The organism is Aeromonas sp. Y318-3 (assembly GCF_027706185.1).
Classification (GTDB): Bacteria; Pseudomonadota; Gammaproteobacteria; order Enterobacterales; family Aeromonadaceae; genus Aeromonas; species Aeromonas veronii.
In genome coordinates, this window is sequence record NZ_JAPDCN010000007.1 from 240,780 (window position 1) to 266,896 (window position 26,117).

The 26,117-nt window shown below is 55.3% G+C and carries 29 protein-coding genes and 2 tRNA genes; 14 read left to right on the forward strand and 17 right to left on the reverse strand.

The window, feature by feature from the left end:
• Window position 1: 1 nt before the first annotated feature.
• The 3 genes from OKB77_RS12180 to OKB77_RS12190 are packed head-to-tail and all read left to right on the forward strand — an operon-like array spanning window position 2 to window position 1,698.
• On the forward strand, window positions 2–226 hold the full coding sequence (locus OKB77_RS12180; protein WP_005335298.1) for a YheU family protein: 225 nt from the start codon (window positions 2–4) through the stop codon (window positions 224–226).
• 52 nt (window positions 227–278) lie between these two features.
• On the forward strand, window positions 279–1,148 hold the full coding sequence (locus tag OKB77_RS12185) for a phosphoribulokinase (protein ID WP_123172457.1): 870 nt from the start codon (window positions 279–281) through the stop codon (window positions 1,146–1,148).
• 16 nt (window positions 1,149–1,164) lie between these two features.
• A complete protein-coding gene (locus OKB77_RS12190; protein ID WP_123172456.1) occupies window positions 1,165–1,698 on the forward strand; it encodes a DUF4136 domain-containing protein in 534 nt (177 codons plus the stop codon).
• A gap of 141 nt (window positions 1,699–1,839) precedes the next feature.
• Here OKB77_RS12190 and OKB77_RS12195 read toward each other — a convergent pair whose 3' ends face one another.
• Window positions 1,840–2,136, reverse strand: coding sequence for an MliC family protein (locus OKB77_RS12195; protein ID WP_005348285.1), 297 nt, complete (start codon window positions 2,134–2,136; stop codon window positions 1,840–1,842).
• Window positions 2,137–2,229: 93 nt separating this feature from the next.
• Window positions 2,230–2,634 carry an OsmC family protein gene (locus OKB77_RS12200; protein WP_270817718.1) on the reverse strand — a complete coding sequence of 135 codons (405 nt, stop codon included), beginning with the start codon at window positions 2,632–2,634 and terminating at the stop codon, window positions 2,230–2,232.
• A gap of 300 nt (window positions 2,635–2,934) precedes the next feature.
• Between OKB77_RS12200 and crp the strand changes: the two genes are divergently transcribed.
• From crp to OKB77_RS12220, 4 genes are all read left to right on the forward strand, one after another.
• Entirely contained in the window at window positions 2,935–3,573 is a 639-nt protein-coding gene (crp, locus tag OKB77_RS12205) for a cAMP-activated global transcriptional regulator CRP (protein ID WP_005335304.1), read from the forward strand.
• A gap of 125 nt (window positions 3,574–3,698) precedes the next feature.
• Complete coding sequence (locus OKB77_RS12210; protein ID WP_120415518.1) at window positions 3,699–4,499, forward strand: putative RNA methyltransferase; 801 nt, start codon at window positions 3,699–3,701, stop codon at window positions 4,497–4,499.
• A 340-nt stretch (window positions 4,500–4,839) separates the two neighbouring features.
• Entirely contained in the window at window positions 4,840–5,931 is a 1,092-nt protein-coding gene (locus OKB77_RS12215) for a porin (protein WP_150389549.1), read from the forward strand.
• Window positions 5,932–6,104: 173 nt separating this feature from the next.
• Window positions 6,105–6,740: a murein L,D-transpeptidase catalytic domain family protein gene (locus OKB77_RS12220; protein WP_005354246.1), complete on the forward strand. Its 636-nt coding sequence runs from the start codon at window positions 6,105–6,107 to the stop codon at window positions 6,738–6,740.
• A 77-nt stretch (window positions 6,741–6,817) separates the two neighbouring features.
• Here OKB77_RS12220 and OKB77_RS12225 read toward each other — a convergent pair whose 3' ends face one another.
• Window positions 6,818–7,249: a universal stress protein gene (locus OKB77_RS12225; RefSeq protein ID WP_005335309.1), complete on the reverse strand. Its 432-nt coding sequence runs from the start codon at window positions 7,247–7,249 to the stop codon at window positions 6,818–6,820.
• 188 nt (window positions 7,250–7,437) lie between these two features.
• Here OKB77_RS12225 and OKB77_RS12230 point away from each other — a divergent pair, with 188 nt between their 5' ends.
• Window positions 7,438–8,181: a hypothetical protein gene (locus OKB77_RS12230; RefSeq protein WP_270817719.1), complete on the forward strand. Its 744-nt coding sequence runs from the start codon at window positions 7,438–7,440 to the stop codon at window positions 8,179–8,181.
• A 119-nt stretch (window positions 8,182–8,300) separates the two neighbouring features.
• Here OKB77_RS12230 and OKB77_RS12235 read toward each other — a convergent pair whose 3' ends face one another.
• Window positions 8,301–8,753: an RNA methyltransferase gene (locus OKB77_RS12235; protein WP_005335311.1), complete on the reverse strand. Its 453-nt coding sequence runs from the start codon at window positions 8,751–8,753 to the stop codon at window positions 8,301–8,303.
• 204 nt (window positions 8,754–8,957) lie between these two features.
• Between OKB77_RS12235 and OKB77_RS12240 the strand changes: the two genes are divergently transcribed.
• Window positions 8,958–10,049, forward strand: a complete 1,092-nt coding sequence (locus OKB77_RS12240; protein ID WP_123172453.1) for a PfkB family carbohydrate kinase — start codon at window positions 8,958–8,960, stop codon at window positions 10,047–10,049.
• Window positions 10,043–10,951 (forward strand): pseudouridine-5'-phosphate glycosidase, encoded by a 909-nt coding sequence (locus OKB77_RS12245; RefSeq protein ID WP_123172452.1) that lies wholly within the window; start codon window positions 10,043–10,045, stop codon window positions 10,949–10,951. Before OKB77_RS12240 ends, OKB77_RS12245 begins: the two co-directional genes overlap by 7 nt.
• Before the next feature lie 86 nt (window positions 10,952–11,037).
• On the opposite strand, the gene OKB77_RS12250 is transcribed toward OKB77_RS12245, so the two are convergent.
• The 5 genes from OKB77_RS12250 to OKB77_RS12270 all read right to left on the reverse strand — a co-directional run bounded on the left by OKB77_RS12250 (window position 11,038) and on the right by OKB77_RS12270 (window position 13,974).
• On the reverse strand, window positions 11,038–11,763 hold the full coding sequence (locus tag OKB77_RS12250; protein WP_123172451.1) for a carbonic anhydrase: 726 nt from the start codon (window positions 11,761–11,763) through the stop codon (window positions 11,038–11,040).
• Window positions 11,764–12,113: 350 nt separating this feature from the next.
• Entirely contained in the window at window positions 12,114–13,388 is a 1,275-nt protein-coding gene (locus tag OKB77_RS12255) for an alpha/beta fold hydrolase (RefSeq protein ID WP_123172450.1), read from the reverse strand.
• Between the two features lie 130 nt (window positions 13,389–13,518).
• Window positions 13,519–13,731, reverse strand: a complete 213-nt coding sequence (locus OKB77_RS12260; RefSeq protein WP_164461683.1) for a hypothetical protein — start codon at window positions 13,729–13,731, stop codon at window positions 13,519–13,521.
• A gap of 83 nt (window positions 13,732–13,814) precedes the next feature.
• Window positions 13,815–13,890, reverse strand: a tRNA-Asn gene (locus tag OKB77_RS12265).
• A gap of 8 nt (window positions 13,891–13,898) precedes the next feature.
• Window positions 13,899–13,974: transfer RNA gene (locus OKB77_RS12270), tRNA-Phe, on the reverse strand.
• 722 nt (window positions 13,975–14,696) lie between these two features.
• Between OKB77_RS12270 and OKB77_RS12275 the strand changes: the two genes are divergently transcribed.
• Both OKB77_RS12275 and OKB77_RS12280 read left to right on the forward strand, forming a co-directional pair.
• The gene (locus OKB77_RS12275; protein ID WP_175429520.1) at window positions 14,697–15,854 is read left to right on the forward strand and encodes a tyrosine-type recombinase/integrase; all 1,158 of its coding nucleotides are present in this window, start codon (window positions 14,697–14,699) and stop codon (window positions 15,852–15,854) included.
• 38 nt (window positions 15,855–15,892) lie between these two features.
• A complete protein-coding gene (locus OKB77_RS12280; protein ID WP_175429519.1) occupies window positions 15,893–18,196 on the forward strand; it encodes a DUF927 domain-containing protein in 2,304 nt (767 codons plus the stop codon).
• A 445-nt stretch (window positions 18,197–18,641) separates the two neighbouring features.
• Here the strand turns inward: OKB77_RS12280 and OKB77_RS12285 are convergent, their stop codons facing one another.
• The 3 genes from OKB77_RS12285 to OKB77_RS12295 form a co-directional block, all read right to left on the reverse strand.
• Complete coding sequence (locus OKB77_RS12285; protein ID WP_005348328.1) at window positions 18,642–18,818, reverse strand: hypothetical protein; 177 nt, start codon at window positions 18,816–18,818, stop codon at window positions 18,642–18,644.
• A 126-nt stretch (window positions 18,819–18,944) separates the two neighbouring features.
• Window positions 18,945–19,838 (reverse strand): helix-turn-helix transcriptional regulator, encoded by an 894-nt coding sequence (locus tag OKB77_RS12290; protein ID WP_049049173.1) that lies wholly within the window; start codon window positions 19,836–19,838, stop codon window positions 18,945–18,947.
• Between the two features lie 324 nt (window positions 19,839–20,162).
• Window positions 20,163–20,930 carry a hypothetical protein gene (locus OKB77_RS12295; RefSeq protein ID WP_049049176.1) on the reverse strand — a complete coding sequence of 256 codons (768 nt, stop codon included), beginning with the start codon at window positions 20,928–20,930 and terminating at the stop codon, window positions 20,163–20,165.
• A gap of 269 nt (window positions 20,931–21,199) precedes the next feature.
• Between OKB77_RS12295 and OKB77_RS12300 the strand changes: the two genes are divergently transcribed.
• Window positions 21,200–21,622, forward strand: a complete 423-nt coding sequence (locus tag OKB77_RS12300) for a helix-turn-helix domain-containing protein (protein ID WP_124244789.1) — start codon at window positions 21,200–21,202, stop codon at window positions 21,620–21,622.
• A 90-nt stretch (window positions 21,623–21,712) separates the two neighbouring features.
• Here OKB77_RS12300 and OKB77_RS12305 read toward each other — a convergent pair whose 3' ends face one another.
• From OKB77_RS12305 to OKB77_RS12325, 5 genes are all read right to left on the reverse strand, one after another.
• A complete protein-coding gene (locus OKB77_RS12305) occupies window positions 21,713–22,954 on the reverse strand; it encodes a tyrosine-type recombinase/integrase (RefSeq protein WP_227342027.1) in 1,242 nt (413 codons plus the stop codon).
• 492 nt (window positions 22,955–23,446) lie between these two features.
• Window positions 23,447–23,881, reverse strand: a complete 435-nt coding sequence (locus tag OKB77_RS12310) for a DUF2787 family protein (RefSeq protein ID WP_227342026.1) — start codon at window positions 23,879–23,881, stop codon at window positions 23,447–23,449.
• Window positions 23,878–24,504: a hypothetical protein gene (locus tag OKB77_RS12315; protein ID WP_227342025.1), complete on the reverse strand. Its 627-nt coding sequence runs from the start codon at window positions 24,502–24,504 to the stop codon at window positions 23,878–23,880. Before OKB77_RS12315 ends, OKB77_RS12310 begins: the two co-directional genes overlap by 4 nt.
• Before the next feature lie 22 nt (window positions 24,505–24,526).
• Window positions 24,527–24,829, reverse strand: coding sequence for a YkvA family protein (locus tag OKB77_RS12320; protein WP_227342024.1), 303 nt, complete (start codon window positions 24,827–24,829; stop codon window positions 24,527–24,529).
• A complete protein-coding gene (locus tag OKB77_RS12325; protein ID WP_227342023.1) occupies window positions 24,826–25,374 on the reverse strand; it encodes a hypothetical protein in 549 nt (182 codons plus the stop codon). Before OKB77_RS12325 ends, OKB77_RS12320 begins: the two co-directional genes overlap by 4 nt.
• Window positions 25,375–25,619: 245 nt before the next feature.
• On the opposite strand from OKB77_RS12325, the gene OKB77_RS12330 reads away from it, so the two are divergent.
• A complete protein-coding gene (locus OKB77_RS12330) occupies window positions 25,620–25,979 on the forward strand; it encodes a hypothetical protein (RefSeq protein ID WP_227342022.1) in 360 nt (119 codons plus the stop codon).
• Window positions 25,980–26,117: the final 138 nt, after the last annotated feature.

Consider the following 26,117-nt stretch of genomic DNA (forward strand, 5'->3'; position numbering starts at 1 on the left):
AATGATCATTCCCTGGCAAGAACTGGACGGCGACACCCTGACCAACCTGATCGAACACTTTGTGTTGCAGGAAGGAACCGAATATGGAGAGCAGGATGTACCGCTTGGCGTCAAAGTCGATGCAGTGAGAGAACAATTACAGCAAGGCAAAGCTGTCATCGTCTATAGCGAGCTGCACGAATCGGTGAATATCGTGATGAAAGACCGCTTCATCGAGCAGTCTTGACCCAACCGCAATCCGGACCTTATAACGGAATTCCCAAGGAAGAGAGAATCCCATGTCGGCCAAGCACCCCATTATTGCTGTTACCGGTTCGTCCGGTGCCGGCACCTCCACCTCCACCAACGCCTTTCGCTCCATGTTCCATCAACTGGGATATACCGCGGCTGTGGTGGAAGGTGACAGTTTTCACCGCTACACCCGACCGGAAATGGATGTAGCGATCCGCAAGGCGCGCGAACAGGGGCGTCATATCAGCTATTTTGGCCCTGAGGCCAATGACTTCGGGCTGCTGGAGAGCTTTTTCCAAGGCTATGGGCAGGATGGCAATGGCCAGTATCGCCGCTACCTGCACAGCTTTGATGAGGCGGTGCCCTTCAACCAGATGCCCGGCACCTTTACCCCCTGGCAGCATCTGCCGAGCGACACAGACCTGCTGTTTTATGAAGGGCTGCACGGTGGTGTGGTCACTGAGGATCACAACGTAGCCCGCCACGTGGATTTTCTGATAGGCGTAGTGCCCATCGTCAACCTGGAGTGGATCCAGAAGCTCATTCGCGATACTTCGGAGCGCGGGCATTCCCGAGAGGCGGTGACCGACTCCATCGTTCGCTCCATGGATGACTACATCAACTTCATCACCCCGCAGTTCTCGCGCACCCATATCAACTTCCAACGGGTGCCGACGGTGGATACCTCCAACCCCTTCAGCGCCAAGGTGATCCCGAGTCTGGACGAGAGTATGCTGGTGATCCGGTTTCGCGGTATCAAGCAGGTGGATTTCCCCTACCTGCTGTCGATGATCGATGGCTCATTCATGTCGCGGATGAACACCATAGTGGTGCCGGGTGGCAAGATGGGCTTTGCGATGGAGCTGATCCTGCGCCCGCTCATCCAGCAATTGATCGAAACCGGCAAAATAACCTGATTCAAAGGAGTTCACGATGCGGCTTGCTTATCTCTCTGTGGCACTGCTCGCCCTGCTTGGCGGTTGCAGCAGCGGGCCGGCGGCCCCCACGCTGGAGTCCGGCACCATGCTGGTTCGCCCGATGGGCAACTGGACCTATGGTGCAACCCCGCGCTACGCCCTGGCCGAACAGTATCAATTTGCCGGTGAGTTGGCGGAAGGGTGGCTGGAGCCAATGCAGCAGGCGGTAAGCCGGGAGCTCAATGGCAAGGGGTGGCAGAGTGCACCGCTCGACGAGGCGGATCTGTGGGTCGCCATCGGCGTCGCGGGCGGTAAGGATATGAGTGACGGCGAGATTTTCGCCCGTCTTGGCATGACGCCCGGGGTATATGCCTCGGCCAACCAGCGCAAAGGGTCGCTGGCCATCGTGCTGCTCGATCGCAAAACCCAGAAAGCGGTCTGGAGCAGCATCATCCAGCTGACCAGCGACGTGAGCATTGCAGATAGCCAGCGCCAGGCTCTCAGCCAGCAGCTCGCGGCCGAGCTGCTCCATCGCGTCCCCACCAACTAGCGCTTGTTTAGTGATAACGGATGGATAGAAAAACGGCTTGCCTCCCGGCAAGCCGTTTTTTGTGGTCTCAACCTCTTGACCCAATCCGGCCTAGGCCAGACTCGGGCACAAAGCCGCACACCTTCAGCTATCTGTGGTCACTTATTTAAGCGTACAGGTCAGCAGCGTCACCCCTTTCTGGGTGAGGAGAGCTTGTTTCTCTTGATTCCAGAAGGTGGTCAGGCCGTCAGAATATTTGGCGCCAGACTCTGACTCCACACGCGCCAGCTTGTGGTAAACCCCGGCATAGGGGAACTGCACCATGTCAGCCTGAGCATCATAGGTAACGGCCAGCATCTCTTCGCCACACTGGTATTGGCTGTATTGATACTGGGTAGGTTGCGGGCTGCTGCACGCCGCCAGGCCCAAAAGGGGAAGCAGAGCGATCAATTTTTTCATTGCACTTTCCTTATGTAATGGCTTTATGTCATGGCCTTGTGCAGTGGCCTTACGTAACGGCCTTATGCTAGGGTACCAACGAAACTATCGTTATCAAGCTTCAACAATTTGATAACTATGGGTAATTTGTACCGCTTTTTCCAACATCAGGGAAACAGAACAGTATTTTTTCATCGACAGATCGACCGCTCTGGCCACCTGTTTCTCTGCCAATCCCTTGCCCGTCACCACGAAGTGCAGATTAATCTTCTCGAAAACCCGGGGCACGCTATCGACCCGTTCGCCACTGACATCGACATGGCATGCGGTCACCGACTGGCGCGCTTTTTCGAGGATGGAAACCACATCAATGGAGCTGCAGCCACCGACCGCCAGCAGGATCATCTCCATCGGGCTGGCCCCCTCACCGGGGTTGGCACCATCCAGGATCACCTTGTGACCGGATTCACTCTCACCCACAAACTTCATCCCTTCCACCCAGCTGACCTTGGCTTTCATCTCGCACTCTCTCCTGTTAATCATGATGATGGATCCCTAGCATAACCCAGTCGCTTATCTCTGCCGAACAGGGGGAGTTGGGATGGAAATAGATCAAAATCAACATCTCCGACCTCTATCTTCCCTAGAATGGCCGAAGCGGCGCAGCAGGCATTACTCAAAGGGCTCTGTCAAAAGCCCGCAAAGCCTTGTCAGCACAGGCAAAGGCTCTTATCCTACTGCGACCAATACAAGGAATGGCAAGATTGGCAGCTTGCCCGGACGCACAAGTCCATAAAAAGACACTACAGAGGAATTCTCATGGTCATTGGCAAACCGCAAAGCGATCCCACCCTGGAATGGTTCTTGTCGCACTGCCACATTCATAAGTATCCCGCCAAGAGCACCCTGATCCATGCGGGTGAAAAAGCGGAGACCCTCTACTACATCGTCAAGGGCACTGTGGCCGTCTTGATCAAGGACGATGAGGGCAAAGAGATGATCCTCTCCTATCTGAACCAGGGCGATTTCCTGGGCGAGATGGGGATGTTCGAGGAGAACGAGAACCCCGAGCGCTCCGCCTGGGTTCGCGCCAAAGGCTCTTGCGAAGTGGCAGAGATCTCCTACAAGAAGTTCCGCCAGCTGATCCAGGTCAACCCGGACATTCTGATGCGCCTCTCTGGCCAGATGGCCAAGCGCCTGCAACACACCAGCCAGAAAGTGGGTAACCTCGCCTTCCTGGATGTGACCGGCCGGATCGCCCAGACCCTGCTCAACCTGGCCAAACAGCCGGATGCCATGACCCACCCGGATGGCATGCAGATCAAGATCACCCGTCAGGAGATCGGCCAAATCGTCGGCTGCTCTCGTGAAACCGTGGGCCGCATCCTGAAGATGCTGGAAGAGCAGGAGCTCATCTCTGCTCACGGCAAGACCATTGTGGTATTTGGCACTCGCTGATGACCCGTCCGCAGGCCTGACTGAGGCCTTGGGATAAAAAAGGCTGCTACGGCAGCCTTTTTTGATCCTCTCCCCTATAATCCCGAACGCCCTTCACTGTTCCGGCATTCGCCCAGAGAGTTACTATGCATCTTCAATGTCCCCGTTGCCGCAGTCCGCTCCATCTTCATGAAGCCTCCCAGGGGCGCTATTGCGACAACAAGCATCACTTCGATCCGGCACCGGAAGGTTATCTGGATCTCATCCCCGGCAAGAAAAACCCCAAAGACAGCGACAGCCGTGCCCTGATGCGCGCCAAGCACCATTTCCTGGAAGCCGGCCACCAACTGCCGCTGGTTGAGGCCATGGCCGGCCTGCTCGCTCCGCTGGCCCCACAAGAGCTGATCCATCTTGGGTGCGGTGAAGGCTACTACTGCCGCGCGCTGGCAGAGCGCCTGCCCGGCTGGCAGTTTGCTGGGGTTGATATCGCCAAGAACACCATCTTTGCCGCCAAAAAAGCGCAGCCGGACGGCCAGTTTGTCATTGCCGATCCCGCTCGCGCGCCGTTGCAACCGGGCTCTGCTCAGGTGCTGCTGGTCAACGATCTCAAGGTCAAGACCGAGCAGCTGGTCAGCTGGCTGGCCCCCGGTGGCTATCTGCTCTATCTGCAGCCGGGCCCGCGCCATCAGTGGCAACTGCGGGTCAGCCTCAATCCGGTGAGCATGGAACACCCTCTCAGCTGGCCAACCCTCGGCGGCCTCAATCCGATGGCTCAACAGCGCTGCCAGTTCAGCCTCACCATGGATCAGGCCATGCGCAGCTTTATTCTGGAGACCAGCCGTCTTGGCTGGCGGGCAACCGGTGAGCAGCGTCACGCTTTCGCGCAACAGGGCCCGAATGAACTGGAACAGGATCTGCTGCTGACCCTGTGGCAAAAGCCCCTCTGATCACTGGGGGGAGCCTTGCAAGGCTCCCCCCCGTTTTTCCCGCCCCGCCCCATTCTCCCCTGTGTGATATAGCTCACAACTTGAGCCATCGACCTTGTTGCTCAGAACAGCCTTGATGTCAAAAAAGTCACTAGAAAATAATTCATTGAATTTAATCTCTTTTTATCTTGTCAAAAACCGTCACACCCAGTCTTGATAACGACCTCGTCACCTCAATTAAACAATGATGGATTCAGGCCCAGTCAAGGTTGGGGCGCCTACCGTGTGGCTATCGGACCATTTCCGATTTCACAGAACCGACAACAAGTTCGGAAGTGTTTACATCAGAGGAATAACGCATATGAAGAAGTCTGCACTGACTATTGCCATCTCCAGCCTGCTGCTGGCGAGCGGCGCCCATGCTGCTACCGTTTACAACCAGAACGATACCAAGCTGGAAATCGGCGGCCGTGCACAAGGTGCTTACTACGGTACTGACGACAACGGTTCCGAAGGTGACCAGAGCTACTTCCGTCTGCACGTTGCTGGCGAGACCAAGATTGCTCCCGAGATGAAGGCGTTCGGCTTTGCCGAGTACAACCTGCCGACTTCCGGTTCTGACAACGACGAGCTGCGTTATGCGTATGCCGGCATCAAGCACGACCGTTTCGGCGCATTCAGCTATGGTCGTCAGGATGGCCTGTTCACCAAGGCCGTCAACAACTATACCGACGTTCTGCCTGAGTGGGGCGGTGACGGCCTGGGCAAAGATACTGAAGTATTCGGTACCGGCCGTACCAACGGTCTGGCCCAGTACATCTATAACTACCAGGGTCTGACTCTGGGTGCCCAGTTCACTGGTAACAATGATCCGCAGAATGCAGATCGTTCCAACTTCAAAGATGTAAATGGCCAAACTACTTGGAACAAGAAAGGTTCCAAAGAAGGCTTCGCAGTATCTGCCAACTACGATTTCGATATGGGCCTGAGCCTGGGTGCTGCCTATAACCAGGCTGGCAAGACTGACGAGCAAGCTCGCTACGCCGCCTTCGGTGGCGACAAGGATGCCAAGCTGATGGGCTTCGGCGCCAAATATGCAACTGGCGACCTCTACCTGGCTGCAACCTACTCCCACGGTGAAGACCACCTGTTCGTCAACAACGGCTACGCCGAGAAGATGGATGGCTACGAAGCCGTTGCCCAGTACACCATCGGCAAGTTCAAGCCTTCTCTGGCCTACCTGCGCACTGACGTGAAAGACTCCGCTCACGGTATCGATGATACCTACACCGAGTACGTATCTATCGGTGCCTGGTACAACTTCACCGAGAACTTCAACGCCTACGTTGATTACAAGCTGAACCTGCTGGACTCCGTAGATGGCAAGTCCACCAACTCTCTGGGCAAAAATACCGACGACGTAGTCGCAGTTGCCCTGCAGTACAACTTCTAAGTAATTGGAAGTCAGTTATACCCTGTGATACCAATGTCTACTGTTTGAATTACTTCCGGCCGCTCTGCGGCCGGTTTTTTATTGCGCCTTTTCAGCACCTTGCATATAACTATCGAGCGGATTGATGGCAATATCCGCGTCGTTGACAGGGAGTGACAAGGAGATATTCACGGATGAGACAAGCGCGCGGGAACATAGACTGGCAACGCGGGTGGCTGCTGTTGCCACTGCTGTTGATATCGCTCATCTGGAGCAGCACGGCAGATGCCAGCTGGGATCAGAGCCTCTATCGTCAACTGGGTCTGGCCGGCAAGCTGGATAAACAGACCTTTCGTCAGGCACTCAACAGTTATCAAACTGTGCGCCACAAACGAAAACCCATTCTCACCATCATCGATTACAGCAAGCCATCCACCCAGCGCAGGCTGTTTGTCATCGATATGAAACGCCACAAGCTGCTCTATCACACTTGGGTCAGTCATGGCCGCAACTCAGGTGAACTGGCAGCAAAACACTTTTCCAACCAGCTCAACTCCCGCCAAAGTTCCCTCGGCGTCTATCGCACCGCAGAAACCTATCTGGGCAAGCATGGCTACTCCCTGCGGCTGGACGGACTCAGCCCCGGCAAGAACAGCAATGCCCGCAAGCGTGCCATCGTAGTACATGGCGCCGCCTATGCCAGCCCGACTCATCTGCGCAAATATGACAAGCTGGGGCGCAGCTGGGGTTGCCCCGCCCTGCCCAAAGAGCAGGCCAGAGCCATCATAGATACCATCAAGGGAGGGAGTGTCATCTACGCCCACGGCTAGCGGGCACAACACCAGAAAACGCAAGGCCAGCAATCGCTGGCCTTGTTTGTTACGCTTTTCACTCTAAACGTGGCGCGTTATTGGCGCACCACCAGTACCGGACAGGGTGCATGACGCACCACAGACTCGGCGACACTGCCTACCAGCAGATGGCTGATACCGGAGCGACCGTGGCTGCCCATCACGATCAGCTCAACCTCATCCTCCTTGGCCTGAATGACAATTTCATCGGCGGCGCGGCCAAAGCGAATATCAAAGGTGGCCGGGATCGGCAGGGTGGCAACCAGCTCTTTGAGCTGGGTTCTGGCCTGACGCTCCATCTCGTGGGTGATCTCGATGGCCGTCATATGAAGGATCTTGTAACTGTCAAAACCGTGCAGTTGATCAACCACGTGGATCAGCTTGAGCTGGGCCTGATGGCTCTGTGCCATAAAAACGGCATAGTCGAGTACCGCGCGAGACATTTGGGAAAAATCGACTGGACAGAGCAGAGTCTTGATCGATGGCATAATGCAGTCTCCTCTACTGATTGGGGTGCTATTGAATCTTTACTCGATCATAACGATCCGACCGTAAATAACCCTCGACCCTGTCGCAAAATGGAGATGCGAGATGTTTTCTCCGCCTGCCGCGATCAATGCATGGTATAAATCAGGTGATACGTGCTCTCCTCACCTCTGCGAGGATAATGCTGACCATGCTGCGCATCGGTTGTTTGCTGCTTTGCTCTCTGTGTGCGATCGCCCACGCTCGCACAGCCGATATTCACGTCTATTGCGATGGCTGGCCCGGTTTCTGCCAACCGGATGGCCACGGTATCTATCTCGATCTGGTGCGAACCATCTACCAACCCCACGGCTATCAGATCGTGCCCCATATCGTGCCCTACAAACGCGCCGTCGCCATGGTAGCCAGGCAAGAGGGGGATATGGCGATGAGTGTCTATCGGGACGAGATCAAGGGGGTCAAACAGCCCCGTCAGCCAGCCTCCGCCGATGATGTGACTGTCTTCATGCTCAAGCAGTGGCAGCCACAATGGCGGGGAGAGCGCAGCCTGGAGGGAGAGACCGTACTCTGGCGGCGAGGATGGGTGCTGGATAAATATCTTCCGGTCACCATGCGGTGGCACGAAATCGACAACCATGAGATGGCACTGCAGCTGATTGGCAAGGGGCGCTATCGCTATTACCTGACCGCTGGCGTGCTCCATGCAGCCGATGAGACCCCGGCCAATATGTACCGCACCATTTTGCGCTGGATACCGACTTACCCCATTTTTGCCGATACCGAGCAGGGCGAGCGGCTACTGCAGTTGTGGGATCAGGAGATGATGAATCTGATCCGTCGCGGCACGCAGGCCGAGATATATCGCAATTATCACCTCTATGACTACTACCGCGACTTTCTCGAGGAGCAGGCGGTCAAGGCCGGCGAAAACTGATCCCACCATAGGGGAAAGAGAAGGATGCCGCAGCCCCGTCAACAGCGGCCACCGCCAGCAACCTGCCCATGAGCAATACCTTTCCATTGTGGTTTGAGTCACCGTAGCCGCGCCACAACTCAGGGTTGCCGGAACCCCTTCGCCAATCGGTCATAGAGGATCACATTGACCGAGGCAGCCAGATTCATGCAGCCCTGAGTCGGCACATAAACCACATCTTTCACCGCGCCATAGAGGGCAGGATCGAGCGTGCCATCCTCCGGCCCGAAGATATAAAAGGCGCGCTCAGGGTGGACATAGTCGGGGAGCGGCGTAGCGCCGTCGATCAGATCGACCACCACGGGCACGCATCCCTGCGGGATAAACGCCATCAGATCATCCACCCCGAGCAGCGGGATCTTCTCCACCATCTGCTTGGTATCAGTGGCAAAGCGGCGCGCCAGCTCGAAGCGGTTGCCGGTGTAGTAGACCTCATCCACCCCGTAGCAGCCCGCAGCCCGCATCACTGAGCCGACATTTTCCGGAGACTTGGGATTGACCAACCCCACGCAGCAGAATGCACTCTTTTCCATCATCTCTCCTCATCTTGCGGCGGCCATTATAAGCCGTTGCAGGGCCACCGACCCATTAAAAGTCCCCTCCCCGGCTAAACCGCTTGCCAACCCAGCTTTGAATGTCGATTTTTTGTGCGCAAGCCGACAAATTTTGTACAAGCCGATAGCCAGCAAACGTTTCCCAGCAATAATAGACAAACGTTTGTAAATGGATATTTGTCTATGACTGAGCGTGAACAAGAGATCCTAGCCCTGCTGCGTCAGGATCCCATGATTGCCCAGCAGGAGCTGGCCGATCGCCTTGGCATCAGCCGCTCCGCGCTGGCCAGCCACATCTCCAGCCTGATCCGGCAGGGATATGTGCAAGGCAGAGGTTATGTACTGCGAGAGGGCCCCTACGTGGTGGTGATCGGCGGTGCCAATATGGATATTTGCGGCACCAGCCACGACAACCTGCTGCTCGGCGACTCCAACCCGGGCAAGGTGCGCACCTCGGCCGGTGGTGTTGGCCGCAATATCGCCGAGAATCTGGCGCGGCTCGGCAGCGACACCCGGCTGCTAACCGCGGTCGGCAACGACCAGTATGGCCACCATCTATTGGAGGTGAGCCAGCGGGCCGGCGTCGATGTGCGCCAGACTCTGGTGCTCGATGGTCACGCCACCTCCTGCTATCTCAGCCTGCATGATGGCAGCGGCGAAATGAGCTGCGCTATCAATGACATGGCCATCATAGAGCAGCTCACCCCTGCCCGCCTGACCCCCCTCGCAGGCTTTCTCGGCGGTGCCCGGCTTTGGGTGCTCGATACCAATCTGGCCATCCACACCCTCGACTGGCTGTTCGAGCGACAGGGGGAGCACGCCATCTTTGTCGATACCGTTTCGGTGGCCAAGGTGGAGAAGATCCGCCCCTGGCTCGGCAAGATCCACACCCTCAAACCCAATCGCAGTGAAGCCGAGCAGCTGTGCGGTATGACCATCGCCGGGCCCGAAACCTGGCCCATGGTAGCCGCCTGGTTCCACCGCGCCGGGGTCAAGCGACTGTTCCTCAGTCTGGGTGAACTGGGGATCTTCTACAGCGATGGCGAGCAGCAGGGTCACCTGCCGGTACTGGGTAGTCCGGTACTCAACGTCACCGGCGGCGGGGATGCCTTTATGGCTGGCCTTGCCCACGCTTGGCTGCAACAGCTCGACATTGCCCAAACCACCCGCTTTGCCCTGGGCTGCGCCGCACTCACCGTCAATTGTTCCGATACCGTTTTTTCCGGTCTGAGCAAGACCGCCGTTGACCGCATACTGGAGGAGTACTCATGCTGAACGCTTACCTCGATATCCAACCGGAAGTGGCTGCCGCGCTGGCTGCCGGCAAACCGGTCGTCGCCCTCGAATCCACCATCATTTCCCACGGCATGCCCTATCCACAGAACGTGGAGACGGCCCGTCAGGTGGAGCAGGTGGTGCGCGATAACGGCGCCATTCCGGCCACCATCGCCATCCTCGATGGGCGCCTCAAGGTGGGTCTCGATGCGAGTGCGCTGGAAGCGCTCGGCCGGGCAGGCCACGACGTGACCAAGTGCAGCCGCCGCGACATTCCGTTCGTGCTGGCGCGCAAGGGGATGGGGGCCACCACGGTCGCCTCCACCATGATCATCGCCGCCATGGCGGGGATCCGGGTCTTTGCCACCGGTGGTATCGGCGGGGTACATCGCGGCGCGCAGGAGACCTTCGATATCTCGGCCGACCTGCAGGAGCTGGCCCAAACGCCGGTGGCCGTAGTCTGTGCCGGTGCCAAGTCGATCCTCGATATCGGGCTGACCTTGGAGTATCTGGAGACCCAGGGCGTGCCGGTGATCGGCTATCAAACCGAGGAGCTGCCCGCCTTCTACACCCGCGAGAGCGGCTTCAAGGTCGATTATCGCCTCGATACCCCGGCAGCCATCGCCGAGGCGCTGCGCCTCAAGTGGGAGCTGGGACTGGCGGGCGGCGCCGTGGTGGCCAACCCCATCCCGAGCGCACACGCCATGCCGAAAGCCGATATCGACGCAGCCATTGCCCAGGCGCTCCATGAAGCGGACGAGCAGGGGATCAAGGGCAAGGCGTCAACCCCCTTCCTGCTGGCCCGCGTCTGCGAGCTGACTGGCGGCAACTCGCTGGCGGCCAATATACAGCTGGTACTGAACAACGCGGCCCTCGGTGCCCGCATCGCCTCCAGCCTCTGATCGCACGCCGATACCTCGCCATGTAAAAGAGGGCCTGACGGCCCTCTTGTTGTGTTTGCTATCTGCAGCGCTATTGCAACGCTGTGTTATTGCAGCACCACGCGCCCATTGAGCGGTTGCACCGGCCGGTTGTTGGGGTGGTGCATCACCGCCTTGAAGGCGTCGATCTGGGCCTGACTGACCTCAACCGGCTGCTTCATCACCAGCCAGCGCACTCCTTCCGAGCAGGGGGGCGTAGTAAGGGAACCGCTGAAGCGATAGTAGTCATGGCTTTCGGGCAGCAGTTGCTCAGCAGAGAGCGACGTCTTGAGGGTGTGGATCTCCCCCACCTTAGCCGGTAGTTCACCCCAGGCTGCCGCCAGCACCGGATTGGCCTTGCCAGCCTCGAACATCACCGCCACCACGGCGATCTCTCCCTTGTCACTGACATGCACCAGATGCCCTTCCAGCGGATAGGATTTGCCCTCGATGAGGTTCTCACTCGGGGCGTGGAAGTGAAACTGCTTTAATTCAAACCTGGTGCCATCGAGTTGCAAGGTGCTGCCCGGGGCATAACCGACCTGCACGGTATGACCGTTGTTGACCACTGTGTTGCCACCCGCCTGATAGTGGAGTACCAGCGGGGCCAGTTTGGCCTCGACCAATCCGCTCAGGTCAACCGGCGACTGATTGCTGCCCGCACACTGACCAAACTCAGGGGTCAGCTTGGCCCAGTGGGCAGGCCCCGCCTCACCGCTATATTCCCAATGGGGGGTGGCAGCAAACACGACAGGGCACAGCAACAGGGAGCAGGCCAACAGAGACTTTCTCATCATACATCCTTATCTTGATTGAAAAGCACGACCATCCCCTCCCCCGGATAGCGGGGCATGCAGAGATGGCATATCAGATACGCGGGATACAGAGCATCTGAGCGACTTTCTAATGGTAACGAGCACGGGTTGGTCAATCGGTTTGACCGCGGCTCAATACAGAGTCGTTTGGAAAGTATATGGTGAGGGATCGACAGAGACAGTGAAAGAGGGGGAAATTAATCAGCCAGCTATCCACTCATCGTCTGGCAGGCGCGGGGCAAGGTTCAGGGAGTCACGCTTTCATAACAACTATCCATCACAACCATCGCGGGAGTCCGGGCTCCCGCGATAGTTGCCGATAACGGCAATTAACGGTCGCGATTCAACGCGATCAGACGATCAAGAATCGCCTCACCATCGGCGCGCAAACCGTTGTGCTCATATTCATTGGAGATCCAGGCGCGACTGTTGCCAAGACCACGCAGAGTTTCGCGACTGTAGTCAAACTCCACATACATATCCTCGGCATAAACGGCGCAGGCCACCGGCACCTGGTTGCGGGCCAGTTGTGCCGGGTCATAGAGCGCCCCCCAGTCCGCCTTGTTGGCCAGCAGATGGGCCGCCTCTTTCAGGGGCAGCAACTCGCGGTACTGCTCGAACATCCAGGGGTAAACCATCTCGCCGGTGAAGGCGAAATCCTTTCCGAGTGCCCAGTTCACCGCAGGAAACTCCCCTCTGACCCGATCCGCCGCCCAGCGAGTCGCCTCCCCTTCGGCGTAGATAGCCTCGTGCAGAATGGCAAACAGCGGGTTGGTATTGAATGGCTGCATGCTCTGCACCTGATAGAGAAAGGCCGGGCTCAGCTTGTCACCGATAAAGGCCTCTTCCAGCAGGTAATAAAGCTCCTCGAAGGCACCCGTGGCACCAAGATCCAGCCCTTGCTGCTGGAACTGCTCCACCGTCAGGCGCTGGCCGTTGGGCAGTCGCACATCATGCTGGTGCAGATGGTTGGCCAGCCGGTTGGCAATCCCCTGAACGTGGGGGAAGCGGGCGAAGAAGGCTCGGTTCTTGTCAGCCACCCGCTGGTAGGTGGCGCGGTAAACCTCCTCGGCGCTGCGGCCAATCGGCGCGATACCGCCGGTGATATAGACCTCCCGCAGGCTATCAGGGAAGAGCGAGAGATAGGTCAGGCAGCAAAAGCCACCAAAGCTTTGCCCCAGCAGGCTCCAGCGATGCTTGGGGCTGAGCTCCAACCTGATGAACTCGGCATCTTGCACTATGCTGTCGGCGCGAAAATGGCTGAGATACTCCGCCTGCTCGGCCGGGGTCATTTTGGCCAGAATCTGCCCGTGAATGGGGCTCGACATCCCGGTGCCACGCTGATCCAGCAGCAGCACTCGGAACTCCTGCAACGCCCGCTTGAGCCAGCCACTGTTGGCTGTCGGGCGCGGCGCGCCGAAACCGGGACCGCCCTGCAAAAAGAGCAGCCAGGGGAGCTTGTCATCGAGTTTGTCTTTGCGGCAGAGAGTGCGGGCAAACAGGGTAATGCTGTCACCATCCGGCTCATCATGATCGAGGGGAACGGTAAAAAAGTGCGGCTCGCAATGAATGCCGTCCAGTACATAGCTCAAGGGGCTGTTCATCTGGGATCTCTCCGTCAGGATGGGAACATCATTGACCCCATCATAGCCCCGCCCAGCCACAGGGTCACTCCAGTTTTCCAAAATGTTAACAATGGCTTAAAGGCCGAAACATCACCAGACAAGCCGCTCTTCAACGGTGCTGAATTAATTGTTTTGCAGGGGAGATTGACGCCATGGCGCCATTCAACAAAGATGGCTCGCCTGCACAGGAGTGCAGCCATTCAGGCCGACAAAATGGATAAGGGAATGTGATGAAACCGAAGTGGATCAGGGCCAGAAAAAGAGAGAAGAAGCCATGCCCTGCCAGCATGTTGCAAACCGGAATGCTGCTGTTCAGTGCCACCTGTGGCGCGACGCTCTTTTTGGCCGCATGCAACAGCAACTAGAAATGAAAAAGCCCGCTCGATTGAGCGGGCTTTTCGAATTTGGCTCCTCCTACTGGACTTGAACCAGTGACATACGGATTAACAGTCCGCCGTTCTACCGACTGAACTAAGGAGGAATTGTAATTGGTGCCCAGAGACGGAATCGAACCGCCGACACGGGGATTTTCAATCCCCTGCTCTACCGACTGAGCTATCTGGGCAACGGCGCGCATTAAACCCTTTCTGGACTGGGGTGTCAACCTTGCAGCCCCAGTTTCTGGCATGTTTTTGCATAGGGTGAACCAAGTGGCGAGATAGTGTGCAAGGAGTCCCTGACTCCACACCGGGATCCGGTTGTCGGCAGGTGCTTCTATCGAGGTTTTTTCCCTTTATAGAATTACCTTTTCGCTCTCTCACGCATTCGGTTCCTCCAACAAGTCAGCCCATTTTCTGTCAAAAAACGGATGAACTAACCTGCATGTTTTTTGTGCGCTGAAAAGTTACCAGAAATTGACCAGACAGGGTTTGGTGCGTCGATACCGAAGGACCTCCGGTCGTCGGCTCCTCAGCGTCCCTGTGAAGAAGAGAAGTGATGGTGTTTCGGCGGGGGAACTCAAATTTATTGTGACGAAAATCACAAAAATTCAATCTCGATTACACCTCTTTTTGAGCCTCAAATGACGATCTTTGCTTTGTGGGCGTACACAGATCCCCCTGAAGATAAGGAGCATTTGTCGTTAGAAGCACAAAGTCGCTCTCCAGAAGGCGATCTGATGTTCGCCTCCGAATCGCCTTCATATGGCTGCCTTTAGGGTCCTCAACTACAAACAAATTCATTAAATATCAATAATATGACTGCGTTTGGTGCTGTTGTGATTTGAGGGGGGGTATGCAAAATTTCTGCAAGCACCGCCATCCGGCGGTTATGGTTAGAGAGGTAGTTGTGAGCAGCGAAGTGTCAACGCCAACTGCTAAAAGCAGGCAGGAGTCGTGTGGAGAATACGTCTCCAAACAAAAAGAGGTAAAAGACGAGTACGTCCCTTGGCTCGCATGGGTCACATATACATCTGGTGCCAGGGTCGGCTACTTCAATGTGCACAGAAACAATCAGCGTTATCGGTTTAAGATCGCGAGCACCAGTGAGGCTAGCCTCAAAGTGATACGCGATAAAGCACGTAAACTGATGGCGGAGCTCATCACAGATCCTGAGGGATTCAAGCAAGCCTATCGCGCTAGTTTATCGGTAGAGCGCTTCATTTATGATGATTACCTACCCGCAGTGCAGGAAACTCATCGTTCTATCAGGACTATAAAGTCCCGTATAAAGCCAATCGTGGCAGCCTTAGGGCACAAGCCACTGAACCGTGTCAACCGTGATGACATCGAGCGCTTTCAAGCGGAGCAAGCAAAAACCAAATCTGTTGCTACGGTGAATCGCTACCTAGCGCAGATCAAGGCTATTGCGACCTTCGCAGTGGAGCGCGGCATACTCAAATCGTCTCCCGCAGCAGATATCCCCGCCAAATACGAGCCTGTCCTGCCTCCCAAAGGCTTACCCGATGAGGCAGTCAATAAGCTGGTCGCTCGCTTGATGGAAGACATTGACGAGGAAAAGGCTCGTCTGTTGCTGTTCCTGTTCGCAACGGGCTCCCGGATGGGAGAGGCCAGAGCTCTAAAGCTGCAGGATTGTAACCTCACCACTCAGATCGCTTTTCTACCGACGAGTAAGTCTGGCCGAGAAAGGCTTATACCGCTTAATCAGTTCGCCCTTGAATTGGTTCAACTTCAGCGCCAGCGCCATGGCACGACCGGCCTGCTTTTTCGAGGCCAAGATGGTGTCTCTCCGATATCGGAGCCCCGCCGTTACTGGTACCACGTCTGTAATGATTGCGGATTATCGGGGGTACGCATACATGATGCGAGGCATTCAGTCGCGACCTCACTGCTGAACAAGGGCTGTTCGCTCGATGTATTGCAGAAAGTCCTAGGCCACAGCTCTCCTCGGATGACTGAAAGGTACGCTAGGCACCACGATAAGACGCTGGTCAAGGCCGTCGACGTACTTCACACCGTATGGGACCTGCCCAACCTCACCTGCTAACAAACTTTAGGAGATGGGGGAGGGAGACTCCCCCATTAATGATTATGCATCGTTCCAAAAAAGATAATAACGGTAAACTGAATCGTTTCATTACTGATAGGACGCATCAAAGAAGGGGCTCACTAGGTTCCCTCGATATTGCTAATCAGGTTGTACCGCCGACAGACTCGGTACCTGACTCGGATCAGGAAGCATCCGCGCCAGAATCGATCCCTACGGTCGCCCCTAGATCGCAGCCATTACTGGTGTCGGCAACGCATGATGAGCAACCTCATGATGATTACTGTACAAGAGCGCAGGTAGCTCAAGAGCTGGAGGCATTCCGTGTTAGGCATATGCATGCCGCCTTTTATGCTTCTGACGAGGGGCAAGCCCTCAATAAGGGTAAAGAGCCAGATGAGTGTCTAGTTTTGCGGGATGGCTCCTTGTCGCCTCACTGCATCAAGGAGCTGACAGAGTGGCAGGGCTCACCATTTATCCCTGAAAATTTCAAGATCACTCCTGATGGCAAAGTCATGTTCATGGCTGGTAAACCCCCCTCCGAGGTCTTTGCGGGGGTCACATTGCCAATAGCCACATACCTGGACAAAGACGGTCGGCTTGAAGCCGTGGAGCTGGCTTGCCTTGCTCCTGATGGCAGTGTAGTTACCTTCCAGTTATCTCTGAAGGACATTCATAACGACCTGAAAAAAGTCAAGACAACGCTGAGCTCTTACCGACTCTCTTACTACCAAGGAACAGAGAACCAACTGATACGCTTTATGCTTGGCTGTGCAAAGATGGAGCTGATAAAGTCCATTTGCTTAGTGGAACAGGCAGGTTTTGTGCCTGAAAAACGGGTCTATGTGACTCATGAAGCTACCCTGAGCCGCGAAGATGGTCACTCAGCAAAGCGGTACCGATATCGACTTCGCAAGCAGCTTGGGCAACTGAGCTCAAGGGATTCACTGGAAGCCTGGAGGCGGAGTGTCGCGGAGCCAGTACGGCAGTTCCCGATAATGGTGTTTTCGATATTGGCGATGCTGACCAATGTGTTGATAAACCTGCTACAAAAGCCCTCAACGATCGTTCATGTTTATGGCCTGAGCTCCGTGGGGAAGACGACTCTAGCGATGCTGGCTCAGAGTACAGTAGGACGGGCTACCGACCCTAGTGAGGATGGCACGTCTGCTATTAGAAAATGGCACAATACTTTCAATGCATTGATATCACTCATTGAAATGCACCATGGGATGGGGTTGGTACTTGACGAGTTGGGTTCATTCACCGGGAGGAATTTCAGCTCGCTCATGTATGCGATGACAAACGGGCAGAGCAAAGGGCGTTGTGACAAAGATAGCCTTCTGATTGAAGCCAAAAACACAGCGGCGCTCTGCATTTTCTCGACGGGCGAGATGAGCTCTGATGATTTTTTGCGCAAATTGCGTGACTCTGTAAACTCAGGCGCTCGTGTCCGGATGCTTAATATCGAGATCCTGCAGGATGATGCCAGGCTGCCGGGTGAAACACTGGCCCAAGCCAAAGCCCGGATTGACCAACTCAAGGCGGCTTGTGGGACTTACTACGGCACAGCGCTCCCGGCTCTGGCGCAAGGGCTGTTGAACTTGCCGGAGGCCACTTCCTTTGAGGTGTTGCAGCAGTTGACTCGTGATCGGGTTAATGAGTGCGCCGGGCGTTTGGAGTCTTTGGTCAATGGTGCTACCGAGTCACCGCTTATTCGTAGAGGTCTGGATTTCTTTGCCATGACGCTGGCTACCGGCTTGTATGGTATCGAGCTGGGTGTGTTGCCCTTCACTGAGAGTGAGGTTTTGGATGCAGTAGTCGAAGGGGCTAATCGATGGGCATCCTCATTAAGGGAGAAGCCTGATGATGTATCTCTGGCCGCGCATGGACTCCTCAATACCCTAATCCGAAACCGCCAGATGTTTCCAGACATTGACTCGGTGAAAGAGAGTAAACACATGGGGTTCACTCAAGGTCCTAATTTCTTGGTGCGTTTGTCATGGTTCGATGAGTTGGTTCCGCAATATGGCAAACAGGTGATTGAATGGCTTGAGAAGCATGGTTATCTGCGGCCTGGGCCAGATAAAAAATACATCCGGTTGCGCAACACCAGCCGGGATACCAAGTATAGAGCTGGTAATTACTATGCGCTGGATCACGACAAGGTGATGGGCTTTACCGGTGGTATCGAAGAGATAGATGGTTACGAGGGGGCATCCCGAGAGTCTCCATCCTCCGCTCCGAGTTTCACCCGCCGCGCGACGAGCGAGACGGGGGGTGTGATGGTTGAGTCCTCACCAGACATGTCAGAGATACCGGCAGATGTCGAAAAATTCTAAAAGATGAAGGGGGGCCAGTGCGAACTGGCCCCCTTGCTTTGTGGGATCCGGTGGCAAATTACCGTGGTCTCTACACGGTTACTCAGGGCTGCGAATACTTGTCAATTATGGGGTGGTTGACCGATGCAGCAGGCAAAAGGGGGAGGAGTGTTTCAGCAGGCCGAGAAGGCCAGGATGATCTTGTTGCGGAGGTTTGGAGAGCCGTGAGGCCAAAGCAGCTCATTGGGTCGCTAAACCGCGATACGGGTGTCTCACCGTGGGGGGAGATACCGGTGCAGTTCAGTGACGAGATCCCAAGCAGTCCTCCTGCATCAGCAGGTATTGTCAAACGGTTAAAAAAGAGGCCAGAACCGACTGGCCCTGACCTCTTCACTTCCGAGCTTTCGTGGCAGATATCGCTCAGAAATCCATCTTCATAAAACAGGAGTTAGTTTATTTCGCTGGATTAATATACTTCATATCCAGCGGGAACGCGGTCCCCTTCATCAATTTCCTCTCGGGATTCACCGATCACCCGGTTAACCCGATCCCAGAACGTCTGACCATCGGTTTCGGTCAGGCCGTATTCCTGCTTCACCTCGCGCTTTGCCGTGGACTCTTTCATCTGGATCATTTTACTCATGTATTACTCCTTGGATTGCTACTGCTTGATGGTTGACGACAATGCAGAACAGCGGCGACAGGTGGTGTCGTGGCATGTCAGGCGCTGTCGCCAGATGTATAAACTGGGATCTTTGTCACAAATGGGTCAGGGCGGAGCCTGACTCATCAGGGTCAATAAATGGCGTAAATCACGGACGATTTGCTCATGGATAAAACCGGGCGAGATCACCGTCAGTCCCGGCATCCAGGATTTGATGACGGGCAGAATTTGATTGGCATCGAGCACACGACTGCTCAATAACAGCGCACCGTCATCCAAGGTTTTGACAATCTCCTGCTCGGGCAGCAACGGGCGGTGCTGAAAGTTGATGGCGATGGCGGCACTGGCCTTGAGGAGCACCTCGATCATGCCGGAGCGCCAGAGCGTCGGATCGGTATCGATTTGCCGCTGAATAAGCGCATCGCGGGTAAAGGTCTGTTGCGATAGCTCAACCAGCGCGATGGAGCTCAACGGATAGGCTTGCAACCTCCCCTCGCTGACGCCGACCAAGTGCCAGGTGCCCTTGTAGTTGACAAGCTGATAGGGGCTAAACAGTTGCTTGCGCTGGTCTTTGGTGATGAGCCAGCATTGCAGATGCTGGGTCATTGCCTGCTCTAATACCGGTAGCTGGTGACTCAGTGAGTCGGTGGACTGGGCATCGAATCCCTTGATGGCGAAGAGGCTTGGGGTGTCTCTGTCCAGCAGCTGACCCAGACGATGTTCACTGGCGCGGGGGAATAGGTCGGTGATACCCAACTGGTCGGCCAGTTTTCGCACTTTTCCGTCGTTCTTGTGATTGAGGAACCCAGGATCCAGCCAGTACTGCTGGCTGCGGTGCTCTATCGGTAGATAGCTGAGGCGTTGATTGAAATCCCGCTGCAGGGTGCGCACGGTGACGTTGTACTCGGTGGCCAGATCACTCAGGTGTAGCTTCTCACCGCTGTACAGGCGGGTGAGGAGCATACCGAGGCGCTGCGCAATCTTGTCGTGTTCGTGCATACCATCACAGAAGGGGAATAACCGTGTCGCGGATTATCCAAACAGGCCGCGACACGGCGTGACGAATTGGCTGGCAGGCAGTTTTTCGCAAAACCCATCATCGGCGATGGGCTTTTGTCATCAGTGGAGGGGTTTTGTTATCAACCGGCGAGAAGCGGTTGAGCTGGCCAGGAAGGCCGGTTCGGTGAGGTTGTTGCGGCTTGCCCAGAGATGGGGCTGAGTTGATGCTATTGAGCCGCTTAACTGCGATAGCGGTATCTCACCGCTGAGGGAGATACCGGGTTGCTGCTCACCTTGATAACTGAGGAGGGGCTGACTCCAGAACTATGCCGCTGCAAGTGCGTCTTCAGCTCCATCCCGTAAGGCAACCACTCCCAAATAGAGGCAGATCGGGACCGTCTTTCTGAAAGCTGGACCTTGTAAGTCATAAATAAGCCAGGCTCCAGACAGGACCCACATCACAGGGCCGAGCGCATTTAGCATCGGGTTTCGCTTACTGACTTCCTTGACCAAAGCTTTGGCGGCTTCACGCCCGACGATCTGGGTAATTAAGCTAATGATAATGGTCTCTATTAGGCCGAGAGCAACCTTGGGGCCAAGGATCTGGATGATAAAGGGGAGAATGGCCACCTTACCGTTTTTGGCGAGATGCTCCTTTATTAAATTAGCGTCTTCATTACCTACACCCATTTTCTTGAACGCATCGGCAAGTTCAGTTGGTGTTTTTGATAGCAGTTCTGTCTCAACAACAGCAGACACTAACCGTTCCAATCGGCTTTCCACTGAGCCCCCGCGTTTGACTCTGACTTTGAGCTTTTCGCAGACATCCTCAATCAACTCAAGGGATGAGATTCCACCATCACGACTCGATGAAAACACTGAGCGAACTGCATAAGCGACATCAGAAGATCCGTAATACCTGATCTGTTTGTCCATTAGTGCGCACAGTTCCGTTTTGGCTGAAGACGCGTGATGACTTTTTTGAAGTAATTCTTTGCGGGCAGCATCATCAGTAAAAGATACATAGCTATCCAACACGCCGGACAGGTACTCAAGGTCTGCGTGCTCACATTTAGCCAAGATTTTTTCCATACGATATCTCCCTGTTGGATGCGCTGCGTGCTCACTGCCTAATGTTGAGTGAGGCGAAAGTCACACCAGAAGTTGCTTGATTTGAACCTGCTGTTTTTGGGCATCGCGTCTTGTCCGCTAGCTCACGAAGAGATACTAGCAAGTGAGTTGCAACCCGTAAAGTGGGTTGTTACGCTTTTTTTGACAATGCAGTCCAATCATGGGTAGTATGTGAGTCGAGATTTCGTATAAAACCTTTTACTTCATAAACTTAGAGTGTGACGCATCGAATGGAAGAGAAAAAAGTAAGCTATGCAGCTGTAGTTGGTGCTGTTCTTTCAGAAGAAAGGGAGAGGAGGAACGTAAGCCAACTGATGGCCGCCAATGTGGCTGGATTGACCCAGTCAACATGGGGACGAATGGAGCTTGGCCGGGCATGTACATTGGAAAATCTAGCAAAGGCTTCTAAAGCATTTCACTTTGAGCTTTGGCAGTTATTAAAAGTCGTTGAAGACAGGGTTAAAAGTCTTGAGGAGCAGGGCTTTAAGGTCGTTTACGAGTTGCCATCAGAGTCAGAAATAAAGGAACGTCAGGAAGAATGGCTGACCAGTAGCTCGCTGATATCAAAAATGTCACTCATTGGTTTGGGGGCATTGGCTGGGGCCGCCATGATGGGAGTGGCGGAATACATTAAGAAAGCTCCAAACAAGTAGGTTTGTTCTTCTTTTAACCAAATTACGGCATCTGATGTCCGCAAGTGACAACAACCGGTATCTCACACCTAGGCGAGATACCGGTTGTTGTTAACTGGCCTGAACCCACTCGCCCTCTTCGGGAAGCGGCAGCGGCTTGGATGGTACTGAACTGGTCAGCGCATCATGGATGCAGTTGGCTATTTTCTGGCTGGTCTGCTGCATCCGAGTGTTATGCAGGTGTGCATAACGCAGTGATGTCTGACTGCTCCGGTGGCCTAGTTGGGATTGCACATCAAACAGGGTGCCGCCGTTGGAGACAATCAGCGCGGCTACCGAATGGCGACAGGTGTGCAGGCACACCCCCTCCTTATCTATACCAGCTCGCGCCAACATCCGCTGAAAACCCTTGGTGGGGTTTTGCAATGGCTGCCCTTGCCGCTTGCCTGGAAACAGGTAGGGATTTCCCTCTGTCACCGGTAAGTAGTTCAACAGCTCCACCGCCATATGGTTCAGGTGCAACACACGGCTATGGCCGTTCTTGGTGTGGGGAATGTATAGGGTCTTGTCCTCCTTGTTGTAGTGCTGCCATTTGGCCCTTGCCAGCTCGGCCCGGCGCAAGCCGGTGAGCAGCAACATCTTGACGTACTGACCGGTATAGAAACTTTCATGCTGATCAGCAGCCCGAAACAGGCGACGGATTTCATCTGGGGTGAAGTAGCGTTCGCGTCGATTGTTTTCTCGCAGCAATGACACCAAGGCTGCGGGATTCTCTTTAATCAGCCCGGCACGGGCGGCCCAGGTCATGATGGCCTTGAGCAATGCTAATACGCGATTGCAGGTGGCCGGGGTGAGGCGCTTGAGTAACATCTGTTGCATGTTCTGGATGCGGGTGAGGGTGATCTCTTCCGGGATCAGATTGCCGAAGATGGGCCGTAGGTGATTACGGAAGCGATGTTCATCCGTCTTCCAACTGCGATTTCGAGATTGCAGATAGGGCAGATAGTCTTCCTGAAACAAATTGCTCAGGGTCTTCTGGTTGCGCTTCTCCTCCTTGGCCTGTTGCGGGTCAACGCCTTCGGCGATCTTGCGTTTGTAGTCGAGCGCTAGCTTGCGAGCCGCGCTGACATCCAATGTGGGATAGTGCCCCAGCGCAATCGCCCGTTTGCGCCCATGTATTTGATAGCGCAGCAGGAACTTGCGACGCCCCTCCCCTTTTCCCACCAGACAGCGCAGACCGGTCACATCGGTATCTGAATACTCCGCTTCGGTACTGCGAGCGTCATCGGGGTTAGGGGGCAGATCGGCAATCCGTCGATTGGTGAATTTAAATCGGGTAGGTGTTTCGTTCATGGTTCGCTCCTCAACATGTGAGCTGGTGCAACAGGGTATAGGCTCCCTTCACAGTGGAAAGGAGGTCTAATCCCCGTCTCTGGCTTGGCGATCAAAATGGTCGTTGCTCATCGCGCCTTGGCCTGACTGGCCCGGCACGATGACAACGCGGGAAAGGTGAGTGAGCAGATGGCCGCCCCGGTCGCTACCCGGTCCGATCCCGTAAAAATGCTACCGAGCCCCGTGTCCGCCCCGCACGAACGGGGGGGGGGCGGGGCTGGTTTTTCCCTTTGAGGGATTGAGCTTTTTCATCTCAACCCCGTAAACCCGCGAAATTTGCGGAAATAATGGGTGAGTTAATGAATAGGTCGGGTTGCCCCGCAATGTCACGGCGAGCCCCGTGCCCGCCCCGCACGAATGGAGGGAAACGGGGCGCGTTTTTCCCTTGGAGAGATTGGGTAAATCGACGCCAACCCCGTAACCCCGTGAAATTTGCGCAGTAACAGGGGGGAATTATTCACTGGCTACCGTGATCGCATAGATACCCAGCGACAGATAGGTGAGGAAATTGCCCTCCCATAATTCATAGAACTCACCCAGCTCAGACAACGGCACCACATGCGCATAGGCAATCAGCCCTTCCTGGCTTGAGAAGTCAAAATCGACCTCCTTCGCCAATTCGGCATAATCGCCCATGCCGACATAGGAAAAGTCCGTGATATAGACCAAGGACCATAGATTTCCTCGTCGTTGTAGACGGATCTCCACCGGATGAAAGCCGCCGGTTTCCGGGCCATAACCCGGATCACGAAAGTTCATCGTGACAGCTCGGGCTTGTTGCCATCTGGGATGGTGTCTGTTCAGCAGGTCGGTCAGACATACGGCGAGCCGGGATGAAACCGGCAGGGGGAGTCCCTGCCAGTTCAGTGCTATGTCACGGTTGCTCATTGTTGGGTCTCCTGCCCGGCTACCTCGTCGCCGGTCTCGGATCCCGTTTCGGCCCCGGCCTCATCCATCTTGTCTGACAAACCGGCCTGGTCGTTGGCTGTTTCCAAAAACGGGGGCTCATTGCCTTTCTCGATGGTTATCTCATCGATCGTGTCATCTTGCTCCTTCTGCCCCTTGGCTTTTCCCTTGCGAACCTGTTTATCCATATTGGCCGGTTCATCCAGCTGAGTAGACCAGTCGCTGAGGGATAGGCCGACCCGGTGGAACGGCGAGTTGGGCTCGGCGGCGGCCAGTAACTTTTCAGCCCGCAGGATGGCGGCGAGGAAGCCGTGGTTATTGGCACTGCCCCTAACAAACAGCGCCTTGAGCGCCACCGATTTGAATGGCGCATCCTTGAGGATGTCCAGCAGTGCCAGGATGTCATCGAGCGATAACCAGTGCTTGCTGAACAGGCCGCCCGTGTCGTTGGCGGTAATGCGAAGGGCATAGCGACCTTCATCGTTCTTGCCCACGTCGTAGTGCAGCAAACCACTGGCCCGAGCGCTTATCTTCGGGGCCTTGGCAGATTTAATAACAGTCCAGACCGGAGCAGCCGAGGCTGCCGGTTGTGTGGCTTTAGCCATGATGAAATTCCTTCTGAAGGGATTACTTGAAGAAGTCAGCCGCTTTGCTGCGATGACCTTGATGGATATGACTGCCTAACGAGGCAATGGCGCCGCTAATGACCCCCAGGTCATCGGTGAGTCCGACGCCGGGAATGAAGTCCGGTACGGCATCGACCGGACAGAGCAGATAGGCGAGGGCGCTGACCACGATGGTCTTGACCCACAAAGGCGTCTGCTCGTCGGCCATCAACAGGTAGAGCAAGACGGCCTGCTCAACCAGCAGCTTCATGCCCTTGATGTGTTTTAGCTTGGCGAGTAGCGAGGAGCGGTTGATCTCGGTCATGCGGCCCACTCCCCATCCCAGTATGACGCCAGCGCCAGACTGACCACACCATCGCAGATATCCAGGACCGGACCCGCGTTCCGGGCGGTGACGTTGAGCAACTTGAACACCGGATGGTCTTTATCATGCAGCGTCACTTGTGTGCCCTCCAGAGCGATCCAGCGCTCAGGTAACGGCAACCAGTAGACGGCCTGCTCGGCGCTGTCCGTGGTGAAGCTGCTGTCCCCCATGTCCCACACCTCTTCGAAGATACCGTTGTCCAGGTCGTGGGTTGCCTGACCGGAGAAGCGAGCAATCGACAGCACCAACTGCCCTATCTGAGTCGAGGGCAGTTGGTGCAAGGTGTAGATGTCGGTGTGACTGAAGATGGCAACCAATACCGGCAGACCGGGCATTGGCAGGGATTCCGGTACATAACGACCGTGGATGCGGATGGCTTTGACCAGTTGATGATGGCGCAGCAAAGCCCGCGACAGGGTATCCAGATAATCCTGAGTCGCGTTTTTGCCCTCGCCAATGGCATCAAACAATGAAAGTTCAGACATGGATGTTCTCCTTGGATGATCCCGGACCGGAATGGTCATGGGTTATCCAGGGATTCATATATGTTTGAGGATTGGGCTTTTACGGGAAGGGGAGAGCAGGCAATCAGAATGAGCAGCAATTGATAGCGGGTGAACGGTGGTTTTGAAAAAGGCCTGTCAGATGAAGGGGATTTTTCTCACAACAGTATATATAGGGGGCAATTCTTTATGCCCTGTAACCCTAATCCGATGAATAAGGACTCATCATGCCTCACTTCCGTAACTATCAAATCAACGAACTGGTCAGTGCTTCGCACCGTGACCAGATTGACTTACGAGCCTATCGCCGAGCGCTGGAACTTGCGCTACAGGCTGTCTTTGGTTTTGACCTACAGCGTGTTGTTGTGAAACGCCGGTTCTATGCCTACTCACTCAAAGACCGCAAGGCGACTCGCAGAGAAAAAATGCTCCTGGGTCAGCGGGTTGTCTTGGCTATTCCTGCTCTCCTACCTGCCATCAAAAGCTATCCGCTGCGATACCCGGAGGCGTTCCGTACTAGCCGTAGGCTGTTCCAGTACGTGAAGGCTAAGAAACGATTGGCTGATATTGGTCCGCAACTGAGATAATGGATTCCCCTAGCCTTAGGTGGCTAGGGGCGTTGACCAAATCGATGTGGCTTGAATGGAGCTAGGCTGTGTTCTCAAAATGCTGGTTTTCTGTCCACCAATAGTTCCCGTAAGTAATGAAGGCAGAAAGCCAGCTTG

Coding starts and splice junctions, on each gene's coding strand:
- OKB77_RS12180 (WP_005335298.1), top strand. CDS start 2: ATGATCATTCCCTGGCAAGAACTGGACGGCGACACCCTGACCAACCTG.
- OKB77_RS12185 (WP_123172457.1), top strand. CDS start 279: ATGTCGGCCAAGCACCCCATTATTGCTGTTACCGGTTCGTCCGGTGCC.
- OKB77_RS12190 (WP_123172456.1), top strand. CDS start 1,165: ATGCGGCTTGCTTATCTCTCTGTGGCACTGCTCGCCCTGCTTGGCGGT.
- OKB77_RS12195 (WP_005348285.1), bottom strand. CDS start 2,136: ATGAAAAAATTGATCGCTCTGCTTCCCCTTTTGGGCCTGGCGGCGTGC.
- OKB77_RS12200 (WP_270817718.1), bottom strand. CDS start 2,634: ATGAAAGCCAAGGTCAGCTGGGTGGAAGGGATGAAGTTTGTGGGTGAG.
- crp (WP_005335304.1), top strand. CDS start 2,935: ATGGTCATTGGCAAACCGCAAAGCGATCCCACCCTGGAATGGTTCTTG.
- OKB77_RS12210 (WP_120415518.1), top strand. CDS start 3,699: ATGCATCTTCAATGTCCCCGTTGCCGCAGTCCGCTCCATCTTCATGAA.
- OKB77_RS12215 (WP_150389549.1), top strand. CDS start 4,840: ATGAAGAAGTCTGCACTGACTATTGCCATCTCCAGCCTGCTGCTGGCG.
- OKB77_RS12220 (WP_005354246.1), top strand. CDS start 6,105: ATGAGACAAGCGCGCGGGAACATAGACTGGCAACGCGGGTGGCTGCTG.
- OKB77_RS12225 (WP_005335309.1), bottom strand. CDS start 7,249: ATGCCATCGATCAAGACTCTGCTCTGTCCAGTCGATTTTTCCCAAATG.
- OKB77_RS12230 (WP_270817719.1), top strand. CDS start 7,438: ATGCTGCGCATCGGTTGTTTGCTGCTTTGCTCTCTGTGTGCGATCGCC.
- OKB77_RS12235 (WP_005335311.1), bottom strand. CDS start 8,753: ATGGAAAAGAGTGCATTCTGCTGCGTGGGGTTGGTCAATCCCAAGTCT.
- OKB77_RS12240 (WP_123172453.1), top strand. CDS start 8,958: ATGACTGAGCGTGAACAAGAGATCCTAGCCCTGCTGCGTCAGGATCCC.
- OKB77_RS12245 (WP_123172452.1), top strand. CDS start 10,043: ATGCTGAACGCTTACCTCGATATCCAACCGGAAGTGGCTGCCGCGCTG.
- OKB77_RS12250 (WP_123172451.1), bottom strand. CDS start 11,763: ATGAGAAAGTCTCTGTTGGCCTGCTCCCTGTTGCTGTGCCCTGTCGTG.
- OKB77_RS12255 (WP_123172450.1), bottom strand. CDS start 13,388: ATGAACAGCCCCTTGAGCTATGTACTGGACGGCATTCATTGCGAGCCG.
- OKB77_RS12280 (WP_175429519.1), top strand. CDS start 15,893: ATGATTATGCATCGTTCCAAAAAAGATAATAACGGTAAACTGAATCGT.
- OKB77_RS12285 (WP_005348328.1), bottom strand. CDS start 18,818: ATGAGTAAAATGATCCAGATGAAAGAGTCCACGGCAAAGCGCGAGGTG.
- OKB77_RS12290 (WP_049049173.1), bottom strand. CDS start 19,838: ATGCACGAACACGACAAGATTGCGCAGCGCCTCGGTATGCTCCTCACC.
- OKB77_RS12295 (WP_049049176.1), bottom strand. CDS start 20,930: ATGGAAAAAATCTTGGCTAAATGTGAGCACGCAGACCTTGAGTACCTG.
- OKB77_RS12300 (WP_124244789.1), top strand. CDS start 21,200: ATGGAAGAGAAAAAAGTAAGCTATGCAGCTGTAGTTGGTGCTGTTCTT.
- OKB77_RS12305 (WP_227342027.1), bottom strand. CDS start 22,954: ATGAACGAAACACCTACCCGATTTAAATTCACCAATCGACGGATTGCC.
- OKB77_RS12310 (WP_227342026.1), bottom strand. CDS start 23,881: ATGAGCAACCGTGACATAGCACTGAACTGGCAGGGACTCCCCCTGCCG.
- OKB77_RS12315 (WP_227342025.1), bottom strand. CDS start 24,504: ATGGCTAAAGCCACACAACCGGCAGCCTCGGCTGCTCCGGTCTGGACT.
- OKB77_RS12320 (WP_227342024.1), bottom strand. CDS start 24,829: ATGACCGAGATCAACCGCTCCTCGCTACTCGCCAAGCTAAAACACATC.
- OKB77_RS12325 (WP_227342023.1), bottom strand. CDS start 25,374: ATGTCTGAACTTTCATTGTTTGATGCCATTGGCGAGGGCAAAAACGCG.
- OKB77_RS12330 (WP_227342022.1), top strand. CDS start 25,620: ATGCCTCACTTCCGTAACTATCAAATCAACGAACTGGTCAGTGCTTCG.